Source organism: Leisingera sp. S2M4 (genome assembly GCF_055398055.1).
The window spans coordinates 1,231,858-1,244,163 of sequence record NZ_AP040861.1 but is presented as its reverse complement, the minus strand read 5'-3'; the positions used below and the strand labels follow the sequence as shown (position 1 = coordinate 1,244,163).

Here is a 12,306-nt window from a genome sequence, read left to right as displayed (position 1 = left end):
CGGCCATGGCATTGAAGTACTGGCTGGTGATTTTCATCCTCGGCATCGGCTGGGGTATGTCCTTCATGTTCAACGCGATCCTTCTGCGTGAACTGGGGCCGTTGTCCGTTTCCATGGGACGGGTGGGCTTTGGTGCGCTGGGGTGCTGGATCTACGTGCTGGCGGCGCACAAGCCGGTGACACGGGACCCGCGACGCTGGCTGTCCCTTCTGGGCTTCGGCGCGCTGAGCTATGCCGGGCCGTTTGCCTTCTACGCGCTGGGCCAGCAGCATATCGCCAGCGGTGTTGCGGGGATCGTCAATGCGACCACCCCGGCGCTGGCGGTGGTGGTGTCGCATTTCTGGCCCGGCGGTGAGCGGGCGACGTTCACCAAGTCGCTTGGGGTGCTGTGCGGCTTTCTCGGGATCGTGCTGCTCTCGCTGCCGATGTTGGGCGGGGGGCAGAGCTCGGCTCTGTGGGCGGTATTGATCACGCTGTGCGCGCCGCTGTGCTACGCGTTTTCGGTGAACATCGCGAGGGGCTTTCGGGACATGCAGCCCGTGGTTCTGGTGGCGATTGCGCTGACCGGGGCCACCGTCGTGATCGCGCCGCTGGCGCTCTGGTCGGAAGGCACACCGCAGATCACCCGCCCCGAGACATGGGCCTCGCTTCTGGTGCTGGGCTTCGTGCTGACTTCGGCCGCCTTCATCGCCTTCTACTGGGTATTGCCCAAGGTGGGGCCCACGAACATCACCCTGCCAACCCTGATTGCCCCGGTGTCGGCGCTGTTCCTGGGGACGACCGTCCTGGGGGAGACGCTTCTTGCGGAGCATCTGTGGGGCATGGTTGCGATCCTTCTCGGGCTGTTGCTGATCGATGGTCGGATCGTGCGCTGGCGGTTGCTGTTCCGGCCCTCGGCCTAAGATCAACCTTTTGGTTGAATATGCTGCGGTGTGGCCTTTGCGGCGTTCGGCGCATGCGGCTGAGCGCCGCGTCGCTTGGGGTTTGGCGAAAAATTGCGCAAAAACAATATCCTGTATGATTTTTGAATCTTCAATCCTTGTAATTGACTCCTCGGCCCCTTGGCCTTAGCAACCCAGTCAGAATTCGCGTGAGGATGGCGCCCGTGACAGATGACGACCAAAAGCAGCGCTTGGCGCAGCTGGAGGAGAAACTGGCGGCGGCGCGTAAGGCCCAGGAGCCCAAGCCGCGCGTGGATGAACATTATTCGATGGCCAATCTGGCCTGGCGGATGGTGATTGAACTGGTGGCCGGTCTCGGGATCGGTTTTGGCATCGGTTACGGGTTGGACCTGCTGTTTGGCACCCTGCCCGTATTTATGGTGCTGTTTGTATTTCTGGGGCTTGCGGCCGGGGTGAAGACAATGCTCCGCAGCGCGCAGGAGATCCAAGAGAAGAAACTGGCCGATGAGGCCGACAAGAATGCGCAGGACCGGGACTGATCCAACGGGATCGGCAGCCGGCGACAGGAGAAGCGGACTGATGGGCAAAATTTTCTTTTACGCAGCGCTCGCGCTGGTGCTGATCTCGGGCCTGGTTTTCGCGCCCGCGGAATCGAAACTGGCGATCCATCCGATGGATCAGTTCCAGATCAAGCCGCTGTTCGGTGGTGACCACGTGGCCTGGTACACCCCGACCAACGTGACCCTGTGGATGGCGCTGGCCGTGGCCGCGGTGTTCGCTCTGCTGGTTCTGGGCTCGTCCCGCCGTGCCATCGTGCCGTCGCGTGCGCAGTCGGTGGCCGAACTGGCCTATGGCTTCATCTACAAGATGGTGGAAGACGTGACCGGCAAGGACGGCGTCAAGTTCTTCCCCTACATCATGACCCTGTTCATGTTCATCGTGATGGCCAACTTCTTGGGCCTGATCCCGATGTCCTTCACCACCACCTCGCATTTCACCGTGACCGCGGTGCTGGCGCTGCTGGTGTTCATCACCGTGACCGTGACCGGCTTCGTGCTGAACGGCCCCAAGTTCCTCGGCCTGTTCTGGGTCAGCTCGGCACCGCTGGCGCTGCGCCCGATCCTGGCGATCATCGAGGTGATTTCCTACTTCGTGCGTCCGGTCAGCCACTGCATTCGTCTGGCAGGCAACGTGATGGCAGGCCACGCGGTTCTGAAGGTGTTCGCAGGTTTCGCCGGTGCCCTGGGTGCCGGGGCGTTCCTGCCGATCTTCGCCATCAGCGCGGTCTACGCACTCGAAGTTCTCGTGGCCTTCATCCAGGCTTACGTGTTCACCATTCTGACCTGTGTCTACCTGAAAGACGCGCTGCACCCGTCCCACTAAGGGCGGCTGCAAGGTCCGAACCTCTACAGTCAACTTCCAATCGTAAGGAGATATCACAATGGAAGGCGATCTCGCATACATCGGCGCAGGCCTGGCAGGCATGGGTACCGGCATCGCGGCACTGGGTGTTGGTAACGTTGCTGCCAACTTCCTGGCAGGCGCACTGCGCAACCCCTCCGCGGCTGCTTCCCAGACCGCAACTCTGTTCATCGGCATCGCATTCGCAGAAGCACTGGGCATCTTCTCGTTCCTGGTTGCTCTGCTGCTGATGTTCGCTGTCTAAGAACCTTAGGAACCTTTTTCCTTACGGCCGGGCGGTGCGGAACCCCGCACCGCCCGGTGTAACGGCAAGTTCCCAAGGAGGACGACATGGCATCTAACACGCAGGATGTAGCACACGGCGCTGCCGACGCGGCGCATGGCGGCGCATCGGGCATGCCTCAGCTGACGCCGGATCTGGCCGTTCACTTCAACCAGATCTTTTGGTTGGTGGCCGCTCTGGTCGCTATCTACCTGATCCTGTCGCGCGTCGCGCTGCCCCGCATTGGTGCGGTGCTGGCCGAACGCCAAGGCACGATCACCAATGACATCGCCGCGGCCGAAGAGCTGAAGGCCAAGGCAAGCGAGGCTGAAGCAGCCTACAACCAGGCCCTGGCTGACGCACGCGCCGAGGCACAGCGCATTGCCGCCGAAACCCGCGCCGAAATCCAGGCTGACCTGGATGAGGCCATCGCCAAGGCCGACGCTCAGATCGCTGCCAAGGCGGCGGAATCGGAGAAGGCCATCGCTGAAATCAAGGCCGGTGCGCTGGAAAGCGTGAAGGTCGTTGCAACTGATACCGCGGAGGCGCTGGTGACCGCGCTGGGTGGTACCGCAGATGCAGACGCAATCGCAGCCGCGGTTGCCGAACGGACGAAGGGATAAGGACATGCGCTACACTCTCGCTCTTGCCCTGACCTTTGGTGCCGTCAGCCCGGCGCTGGCCGCGTCCGGTCCGTTCTTTACGCTGGGCAACACCGACTTTGTCGTCCTGCTGGCGTTCCTGCTGTTTGTCGGCATCCTGCTGGCAGCCAAGGTTCCCAGCATGTTGGGCAAGCAACTGGACAACCGTGCCGAAGGCATCCAGAAGGAACTGGACGAGGCACGCGCCCTGCGCGAAGAGGCCCAGACAATTCTGGCGTCCTACGAGCGCAAGCAGCAGGAAGTCCAGGCTCAGGCCGAACAGATCGTGACCGCAGCCCGCGAAGAAGCCGCCCGCGCGGCCGAGCAGGCCAAGGCCGATCTGGAAGTTTCGATCGCGCGCCGTCTGGCCTCCGCAGAGGAGCAGATCGCTTCGGCAGAAGCTTCGGCCGTGAAAGAAGTGCGTGACCAGGCGATCACCATTGCCGTCGCGGCTGCGGATGAGGTGATCTCGAAGCAGATGACTGCCGCCGAAGCCAACAAGCTGATCGACGCTGCAATTGCTGACGTGGACGCCAAGCTGCACTAAGCTTGCACAACGCTTGAAACCAAAAGAACCCGGCCCAGGCGGCCGGGTTTTTGCTTTTCCCGCTCAGGATTTGGCGGTTTCGTGCTCCAGCCGCTGGCGCGCGATCTCGGCGTTGCGTTCCGCGCGTTGGTGGTCGGTCAGCGCCTGTTTCACGTAATCCAGATGCGTTTCCACCGCGGCGCGGGCCGCCTGCGGGGCGCGGGCCTGCAGGGCCGCGTTGATGGCACGATGCTGCTCCAGCAGGGCATCATAGGTCGTGTGTTGCTGGAACATGATCCGCCGGTTGTAGAACACACCTTCGCGCAGCAGATCGAACATGGAGCGCATCATGTGCAGCATGATGACGTTATGGCTGGCATCCATGATGGCGGAGTGGAATTGCGCATCCAGCCGCGCGGCTTCTTCGGAGATTGCCGGGTTGCCGGCGGCTTCCATTTTCTCAAAGATCGCCTGAATGACCCGCAGGTCGTCATCGGACCCGAAGCGTGCCGCACGTTCCGCCGCCAGGCCTTCAAGGTCGCGCCGAAACGAGAGGTAGTCGAACACCGCTTCATCGTGGCTGGCAAACAATTGGACCAACGCCGGTGAGAAGGCAGAGCCGAGAACATCGGCCACAAACACCCCCGCACCGGCGCGCGAGGTCAGCAGGCCGCGCGCCTGCAACTCCCCAAGCGCGTCGCGCAGGGACGGGCGGGAAACGCCCAGCCGTTCGGCCAGTTCCCGTTCGGCTGGAAGCCGTTCACCCGGGGACAGGATGCCGCGCAGGATCAACAATTCGATCTGGCGCACCACTGAGGCTGACAGTTTTTCGGGCTGGACTTTCTGAAACGGCATTTCGGGTCTCTGACATATTGGTCAACTCATATGACCACGCTGCGGCAGCATTCGCAAGGTGAGCCGACCGCGATGGACGTCACAGGGGTAGGCTTGGTGGACCGTGTGACAGGATTTCGGCTGCGGATCACGCTAACGCGGTTCGACGTCATCGACTGGTCGGATATTGCCGATGCGAGACAAATGGAACAGTTGGTGCCCGCGTCAGGCGAATGCCTGCCGGGGGTATGCCGCGTGAGGCGTCCGGGTGGCAAGAGATCGCCGGAAAGCCGGGGTTATCCACAAGATATGGTGGAGTTTGCGGGGAATCTGCCCCGATTTGGGGGTGCGGACCGTTGACTCACAGGATAAGACCCGATGAAATTTCTCGATACGGAATCATGAAGGGGCAGCTTTGCGGTTTTCCAAACTCAGGCTGAATGGCTTCAAAAGCTTTGTGGATCCCACCGAACTGGTTATCGCGGATGGGTTGACCGGGGTTGTGGGGCCGAACGGGTGCGGCAAATCCAACCTGCTGGAAGCGTTGCGCTGGGTGATGGGTGAGACCCGCGCCAAGGCGATGCGCGGCGGCGGTATGGAAGACGTGATCTTTGCCGGCACGTCCTCTCGTCCCGCCCGCAACTTTGCCGAGGTCAGCCTTCAGATCGACAACTCCGAACGGTTGGCGCCTTCGGGCTTCAATGACAGCGATATCCTCGAGATCGTGCGCCGGATTACCCGGGACGTAGGCAGCGCCTACAAGTCGAACGGCAAGGACGTGCGGGCGCGCGATGTGCAGATGCTGTTTGCCGACGCCTCCACCGGGGCGCATTCGCCTGCACTGGTGCGGCAGGGGCAGATCGCCGAATTGATCAACGCCAAACCCAAGGCCCGCCGCCGCATCCTGGAGGAAGCTGCCGGGATTTCCGGTCTCTACCAGCGTCGCCACGAGGCGGAGCTGAAACTGAAGAACACCGAGGCCAATCTGCTGCGTGTCGATGACGTCATCGAGCAGCTTGCAGGTCAGTTGAGCCAGCTGGCGCGTCAGGCGCGTCAGGCGCAGCGCTACCGGGAAATCGGCGAGAATTTGCGGCTGAGCGAGGGCATGTTGCTGTACCGTCGCTGGCGCGAGGCGGACGAGGCCCGGCTGGCGGCAGAGGACGAGCTGCGTGTGCGCGTCGAGCAGGCGTCCAAGGCTGAGGCGCTGGTGCGCGCCGCGGCGGCCCAGCGTGCGACGTTCGAGGAAAAGCTGCCTCCGCTGCGCGAAGAAGAAGCGATCGCCGCTGCCGTTCTGCAGCGCTTGGTGGTTCAGCGGGATTCGCTGGGCGACCAGGAAGCGCAGGCTCGGCAGACCATAGAGCGGCTGAGCAACCGGATCGTGCAGCTTGGCAACGATATCGAGCGTGAGACCGGGCTGAACAAGGACGCCGGGGAAACCATTGAGCGGCTGGAATGGGAACAGCGTGAGCTCTCCAAGGCAGGCGATGGCCATGACGCCAAGCTGGCCGAAGCCGCTGACCTTGCGCGGGATGCCGCGTCCGTTCTGCAAGCGCGCGAGGATCATCTTGCGCAGGTGACAGAGGATGTCGCCCGTCTTGCCGCCCGTCACCAATCGGCCCGCCGCGCTGTCGAGGATTGCCAGCGTGCGCTGGCCCGTTCGGAAGGCGAGGCGGCTCAGGCCCGAGAGGCGCAGGCAGAAGCGCGTGAAGCGCTGGACCTGGCGGCAGAGCGTTTTGACACCGCCTTGACCGCCGAGGAAGAGGCGCGCGAGGCCGCCGAAATGGCCGAAGAGGCTCTGGCGGCCGCGGACGAGGCCCGTACCGAGACCCAGGGGCGCGAGGCGGAAGCCCGCGCGCAACGCTCGGAAGCCGAAGGTCAGCTGGGCGCGCTTCGGGCCGAGGTCACCACGTTGGCCAAGCTGGTCGAGCGTGACACCGCCGAGGGTGGCCAGGTGCTGGACGAGCTGACAGTCGCGCCGGGCTATGAAAAGGCTCTGGGGGCTGCGCTGGCGGACGACCTGCGCGCGCCCCTCGCCGGGGCAGATGGTCCGACCGGCTGGCTGACCCTCCCTGACTATGACCAAGATGCCCCGCTGCCCGAGGGGGTCCAGCCTTTGGCGATGTTCGTTTCCGGACCGGCGGCCCTGTCGCGGCGCGTGGCGCAGATTGGTCTGGTGGACGGCGATGCCGCAGCAGGCTTGCAGGCGCAGCTGAAACCTGGCCAGCGTCTGGTCACCGTGGAAGGCGACCTGTGGCGTTGGGATGGGTACCGCGCTTGGGCAGAAGACGCGCCCAGTGCCGCGGCTTTGCGGCTGGAGCAGCTGAACAAGCTGGAAGCGCTGAAACAGGAGATGGAACGTGTCAGCGCCACTGCGGATGGCGCGCGCGCGGCCCATGAAAACCTGTTGCAACAGCTGGAACAGGTGACGCGTGCCGATCAGGACGCCCGCCAGGCGCGTCGCGCCGCGGATCAGCGCATGGCCGATGCTGCCCGCGCGCTCAGCCGGGCCGAGGCGGACCGCAATCTGGCCGCAGGCAAACTCGAGACGCTTGGCATCGCTTTGGCGCGCCATGAAGAAGACGCGTTGAACGCGGGCCTGCAGTTGAAAGAGGCCGAAAAAGCACTTCGCGATCTGGGCGATCTGGAGCAGGCAAGAGCCGCCGTCGAGGACATCAAGCAATCGGTGGAGGCCGCGCGCATCACCATGCTGACGCATCGCTCCAGCCATGACGAACTGCGTCGCGAGGGCGAGGCCCGAACCAAGCGTGCACAGGAAGTCACCAAGGAATTGTCTGGTTGGCGTCACCGGCTTGAGAGTGCAGAGGCCCGGATTCAGGAGCTGGTCGAACGGCGCGAAGCATCGCAGGAAGAGCTTGAGGAAGCCAATGCCGTTCCGGCCGAGATCGCCGAGAAACGTGAAGAATTGAACGAGGCGATTGCCGAAGCCGAGGCGCGCAAATCCGCGGCCACCGAGGCGCTGATTGCGGCCGAGGCGGAGCTGCGTGAGGCGGTTCACAAGGAACGGGAATGCGAGCGCTTGGCCTCGGAGGCGCGTGAGGCGCGGGCGCGCTCTGAGGCGCGAAGCGACGCGGCCCTGGCCGCGGTCACCCAGGCCGCGGGCCGTATTATCGAGGCCCAGCAGATCACGCCACAGGCCCTGCTGGAGAAGCTGGGTGTTTCGCCGGATGAGATGCCGCCGTCGGAACAGCTGGAAAGTGACGTCGACAGATACAAGCGCCAGCGTGACGCTTTGGGTGCCGTCAACCTTCGGGCCGAAGAAGACGCGCGCAGCGTGCAGGAAGAGCACGACACGCTGGTCGCTGAAAAGCTGGATCTGGAAGGCGCCGTCAAGACCCTGCGTGACGGCATTGCCAGCCTCAACCGCGAGGGCCGCGAGCGTCTGCTGACTGCCTTTGAGCAGGTGAACAACAGCTTTGCCATGCTGTTTACCCACCTCTTTGGGGGTGGTGAGGCCAACCTGGTGATGGTGGAAAGCGATGACCCGCTGGATGCGGGGCTGGAAATCATGTGTCAGCCGCCGGGCAAGAAGCTGTCGACGCTGTCGTTGCTGTCTGGCGGGGAACAGACGCTTACGGCGATGGCGTTGATCTTTGCGGTGTTCCTCTCCAACCCGGCTCCGATCTGTGTGCTGGACGAGGTCGACGCGCCACTGGATGACGCCAACGTGACCCGCTTCTGTGACCTTCTGGACGAAATGTGCCGTCAGACCGATACGCGGTTCCTGATCATCACCCACCATGCCGTGACCATGGCGCGGATGGACCGGCTGTTCGGTGTGACCATGCAGGAAAAAGGCGTGAGCCAGCTGGTCTCGGTTGATCTGAAAAAGGCCGAGGCAATGGTCGCCTGAGCAGGCGGCCATTGCGAGGTCTGTATTTTATCACGCAAGAATTTGTTGGAGTTGGAAATGAATATGCTCAAATCGATTGCCGCCGGTGTGGTGCTGATGATGCCCGTGGCCGCGGCCGCCGAGAATATCGTCGCAAAGACCGGCGAAAGTGTTGCCGCGTTCTTCCGAGATGAGGGCGCCACCGTCGAGGTAACTACCGACAGCGTCGGGGATCCGAACCTGAAGGTTGAATACTACGGTAACGATTTTTCGGTCTACTATTACGGCTGTGACAACAACATCAATTGTGATGCTGTCCAGTTTTTCTCGGGCTATCAGACCGACGGCAGCGTCCGGCTCGCCAAGATCAACCAGTGGAACAGCGAAAACCGCTTTGTTCGCGGTTATGTCTCGGAAGAAGGGGCGGCGCGTATCGAAATGGATGTGCTGCTCGCGGAAGACGGTATGAGCCCGGACGACTTTGCGCTGGCGGTCAGCATCTGGACGCGTGCCATGCAGGATTTCGAGGAATTCATCGGCTGGTAAGCCCAAGCACCCGCCGTGCCGCTGCGCGCCTCGTCTCCAGAGGGTAACGGATGCCGCGGCGTTGGCAAAGAACCCGAAGGAGGCATGATCAGGATCATGCCTCCTTTTTCATGTCGTTTCGTCGGCTGAGGCGGATTACTGAATGCGGTGACGGGGCTTGCAACCGGTGAAGAGAAAAGACCTCAGAGCCGTTGCAGCAAATCGGCTGTCGGCCAGGCGTCGGCGGGCAGGCCCAGGCGCTGCTGTTCCTTTTGCACGGCAGCGCGTGTTCGCGCGCCCAGGATGCCATCCACGGCCCCAACGTCATGACCCCGTGCCTGCAGCTTTTCCTGCAGCTGCTTCATCTCTGTGTCATTCAGACCTTCGTCGGGCTGGCCTGCATCATAAATCGCCGCGCCCTCGAGACGATTGGCAAAATAGGCGGCGGTCAGCACGTAGGTGAAACTCTGGTTCCATTCGAAATAGACGTCGAAATTCGGATAGGCGAGGAAGGCCGGACCCTTGTGCCCCTGCGGCAGCAGCAACGAGGCGGGCAGGTCCGGATCGGCGAGCGCGCCTTGCCGAGCGGTCACGCCCAGAGCGCGCCATTCGGCCACGCTGCGCTTGCGGCCCGTGCCGCTGTCTGACAGGTCCAGATCCGCGGGGATCGTCACCTCTTGCAGCCAGGGCTGGTTCGGCTGCCAACCCAGATGCGACAACATCCGCGCCCCGGACATCAGCGCGTCGGCGGGCGATGTCTTCAGGCTGACCTTGCCATCCCCATCGGCATCGACGCCGTGTTCGAGAATGTCGCTCGGCAGCATCTGGACCATACCGATCTCCCCCGCCCAGGCACCGGTGGTTCGCTTGGGATCAAAGTCCCCCTTCTGGTACAGTTCCAGTGCGGCAAAGACCTGGGGACGGAACAATTCGGGACGGCGGCAGTCATGGGCCAGGGTGACCAACGCATCGCGGGTGTTGAAGTCGCCCTGATAGCCACCATAGTCGGTCTCGAAAGCCCAGAACGCCAGCAATACGCCACGGTTGATACCGTAGGTGCGTTCGATGCGCTGGAAGGTGCTGTCATGGGTCTGCGACATTTGCAGCCCGCGCCGGAGGCGGTCCTGCGAGATCAGTCGCCGGGAAAATTCGATGAAGGGCTTCTGAAACACCCCTTGGGCCCGGTCGGCCCGCAACACACGCTCGTCCTGCCGGGTGCCTGCAAAGAATGCGTTCACCGTGCTGGTGTCATACCCGGCTTGGACAGCCTCGTCTTTCAATTGGGACACGAACTGTTGAAAACCGCCGCCGCATTGCGCGGCTGCCAGAGAGGGAAAGAGGCAGGCCGCCAGGGCAAGAGGCAGTAGGCGCATGGTTTCGACGCTCCTTGTTCTTCTTCGCGTGAACCCGGTCTTGTTTGCTAGAAAACCAGCGCAAAGGCAACCGTCAGCCCCAGTGCCAGGGCCCAGCTGTACCACAACAGGTGGACCGAACGGGTGATGGTTTCGGCGCTGGCGCTGCGGGCACCGGCCGCGTGAACCCAGGGAAAGTCGCGCATTTCCCCGTCATAGGACCGCGGCCCGGCCAAGGCGCAGTTCAGGGCCCGCGCCATCGCCGCCTCGGGCCAGCCGGCATTGGGGGAGCGGTGCTGCCGGGCGTCGGCTGCGATCGCGCGCCACTGCCGCAATTGGCCGCCAGCGAGGGCGATCAGCAGAGCGGTGATGCGCGCGGGCAGCAAGTTCAGCAGATCATCGAGCCGCGCCGCCGCCCAGCCGAAGTCGCGATAACGCAGGTTGCGGTAGCCGATCATGCTGTCTGCAGTGTTGACCATCTTGTAGATGATCAGCCCCGGCAAACCCGCCAGCAGGAACCATAAGGCAGGTGCGATCACCCCATCCGAGAGATTTTCAGCACCGCTTTCGATGGCAGAGCGCGCCACTTGCGGTGCGGTCATCGTGCCGGTGTCGCGGCTGACGATCATCGCCACGGCCCGACGCCCATCGTCGAGGCTGCTGCGCAGCCCCTGCGCTACCGCATTCACATGCGCACAGAGTGAGCGTTGCGCGATCAGGATGGCGGCGATCAGGCACTCCACCACCGGCCCGAACAGAGACAATACTGCACCGCTCGCCAGGCCGCAGAGCACCAAGGCCGAGACGGCGAGCACGCCCTTGGCACGGCGGCTTGACCCTTGGTTGAGCTTTCGGTCCAGGTGGCCGACCAGTTTGCCCATCAGCACGGCGGGGTGCGGCAGGTGTTTCCATAGCCAGTCCGGCTCACCAAAGATGGCGTCGAGCAGCAGCGCGCCGGCAAGGATGGCGGCGCTACTCACAGCGCGGCTGCCAGTCGGTCCCATCCCTCTTCGGGGGGCAGACCAAGTCGCAAGTAGGTGTCGGAATAGGGAAAGATCCGACTCCAGATGTGCGCTCGGGCCAGTCGCCGCTGCCAGGCAGCCGCATCATCCACGTGATACAGGCGGAACAGGTCGGTGCCGCCGGCCAATACGGCGCCACGGTCCGTCGCCAGCCTGTCCAGCCGCGCCGCATCCCGGGCAAGCCTTTGGCGGGTGGCCTCTGCCCAGGCCGTGTCGCGAAGGGCCGCCGCGCCGGTGCGCAAGGCTGGACCGGACACCGCCCAGGGGCCTTGCCACGTCGACAGGCGCGCGATCAGGGCAGGGTCACCAATGGCAAAGCCCAGGCGCAACCCGGCCAGCCCCCAGAATTTGCCAAAGCTTTTCAGGACAATGGTGCCCGGCCGCGCGGCCAGGTGGATCAGGCTGTGCTCGGGGCAGATGTCGCAGAAACTCTCATCGATGATGGTCAGGGGGGCGGTCAGCGCTTCCGCTTGCCACAGACGGCCATCTGGGTTGTTTGGATGCACCACCACGCGCGCCTCTGTGGGACCACTCGGGCGGACCTCCCAACCGTGTGCCTCGAATGCCGCGGCATGTTCGTTGTAGGTGGGGGTGGTGATCTCGACCCAGCGGGGGTCTGCCACGGCGGGCAGGGTGGCGATCAGTGCCGACGCGCCCGGAGCCGCCAGAACCGCGGCACCGTCGGGAACCTGCCAGAAACTCCGCGCGGCGCTATCCAGATCCGCCAGCGCGTCGGCATCAGGTAGCGCGGCCCAGTCGGCAGCCGAGAAGGAAGGCAAGGGGTAGGGGACCGGGTTGATCCCCGTCGACAGGTCGATCCACTCCTCGCGGCTGCCGCCGAACTCGGCGATGGCCGCGCTGAGGTTGCCACCGTGGTCGCGCTGGAGCGCAGGCTGGTCTGTTGGGATCTGGGACATCGCGACCGTTTTTCTGAGATGCGAATCTGCGTGCGTTTGTCCCGGTATGAAAC

At 63.5% G+C, this 12,306-nt stretch carries 12 protein-coding genes; 8 read left to right on the top strand and 4 right to left on the bottom strand.

What is annotated here, in order from left to right; translation table 11 throughout:
* Window positions 1-5 precede the first annotated feature (5 nt).
* The 6 genes from ACZ52D_RS06150 (at window position 6) to ACZ52D_RS06125 (ending at window position 3,774) form a co-directional block, all read left to right on the top strand.
* Window positions 6-902 carry a DMT family transporter gene (locus ACZ52D_RS06150; RefSeq protein WP_464442857.1) on the top strand — a complete coding sequence of 299 codons (897 nt, stop codon included), beginning with the start codon at window positions 6-8 and terminating at the stop codon, window positions 900-902.
* A 194-nt stretch (window positions 903-1,096) separates the two neighbouring features.
* Complete coding sequence (locus tag ACZ52D_RS06145) at window positions 1,097-1,441, top strand: AtpZ/AtpI family protein (RefSeq protein ID WP_464442856.1); 345 nt, start codon at window positions 1,097-1,099, stop codon at window positions 1,439-1,441.
* A gap of 40 nt (window positions 1,442-1,481) precedes the next feature.
* Complete coding sequence (locus ACZ52D_RS06140) at window positions 1,482-2,285, top strand: F0F1 ATP synthase subunit A (RefSeq protein WP_222456195.1); 804 nt, start codon at window positions 1,482-1,484, stop codon at window positions 2,283-2,285.
* Between the two features lie 58 nt (window positions 2,286-2,343).
* Window positions 2,344-2,568: a F0F1 ATP synthase subunit C gene (locus ACZ52D_RS06135; protein WP_005636439.1), complete on the top strand. Its 225-nt coding sequence runs from the start codon at window positions 2,344-2,346 to the stop codon at window positions 2,566-2,568.
* Between the two features lie 86 nt (window positions 2,569-2,654).
* A complete protein-coding gene (locus ACZ52D_RS06130) occupies window positions 2,655-3,209 on the top strand; it encodes a F0F1 ATP synthase subunit B' (protein WP_222456194.1) in 555 nt (184 codons plus the stop codon).
* A gap of 4 nt (window positions 3,210-3,213) precedes the next feature.
* On the top strand, window positions 3,214-3,774 hold the full coding sequence (locus ACZ52D_RS06125; protein WP_464442855.1) for a F0F1 ATP synthase subunit B: 561 nt from the start codon (window positions 3,214-3,216) through the stop codon (window positions 3,772-3,774).
* Window positions 3,775-3,837: 63 nt separating this feature from the next.
* Here the strand turns inward: ACZ52D_RS06125 and ACZ52D_RS06120 are convergent, their stop codons facing one another.
* Window positions 3,838-4,608: a FadR/GntR family transcriptional regulator gene (locus ACZ52D_RS06120; RefSeq protein WP_464442854.1), complete on the bottom strand. Its 771-nt coding sequence runs from the start codon at window positions 4,606-4,608 to the stop codon at window positions 3,838-3,840.
* 394 nt (window positions 4,609-5,002) lie between these two features.
* On the opposite strand from ACZ52D_RS06120, the gene ACZ52D_RS06115 reads away from it, so the two are divergent.
* Together ACZ52D_RS06115 and ACZ52D_RS06110 are read left to right on the top strand one after the other, a co-directional pair.
* Complete coding sequence (locus ACZ52D_RS06115; protein WP_464442853.1) at window positions 5,003-8,458, top strand: chromosome segregation SMC family protein; 3,456 nt, start codon at window positions 5,003-5,005, stop codon at window positions 8,456-8,458.
* A 57-nt stretch (window positions 8,459-8,515) separates the two neighbouring features.
* The gene (locus tag ACZ52D_RS06110) at window positions 8,516-8,983 is read left to right on the top strand and encodes a YbjN domain-containing protein (protein ID WP_222456190.1); all 468 of its coding nucleotides are present in this window, start codon (window positions 8,516-8,518) and stop codon (window positions 8,981-8,983) included.
* Between the two features lie 182 nt (window positions 8,984-9,165).
* Here ACZ52D_RS06110 and ACZ52D_RS06105 read toward each other — a convergent pair whose 3' ends face one another.
* Genes ACZ52D_RS06105 through cobD form a run of 3 tightly spaced genes read right to left on the bottom strand, consistent with a single transcriptional unit; the run spans window position 9,166 to window position 12,253 of the window.
* The gene (locus ACZ52D_RS06105; protein WP_464442852.1) at window positions 9,166-10,335 is read right to left on the bottom strand and encodes a lytic murein transglycosylase; all 1,170 of its coding nucleotides are present in this window, start codon (window positions 10,333-10,335) and stop codon (window positions 9,166-9,168) included.
* A 47-nt stretch (window positions 10,336-10,382) separates the two neighbouring features.
* Window positions 10,383-11,294 (bottom strand): adenosylcobinamide-phosphate synthase CbiB, encoded by a 912-nt coding sequence (gene cbiB / locus ACZ52D_RS06100; RefSeq protein WP_464442851.1) that lies wholly within the window; start codon window positions 11,292-11,294, stop codon window positions 10,383-10,385.
* Window positions 11,291-12,253 carry a threonine-phosphate decarboxylase CobD gene (cobD, locus tag ACZ52D_RS06095; protein WP_464442850.1) on the bottom strand — a complete coding sequence of 321 codons (963 nt, stop codon included), beginning with the start codon at window positions 12,251-12,253 and terminating at the stop codon, window positions 11,291-11,293. Before cobD ends, cbiB begins: the two co-directional genes overlap by 4 nt.
* Window positions 12,254-12,306 lie beyond the last annotated feature (53 nt).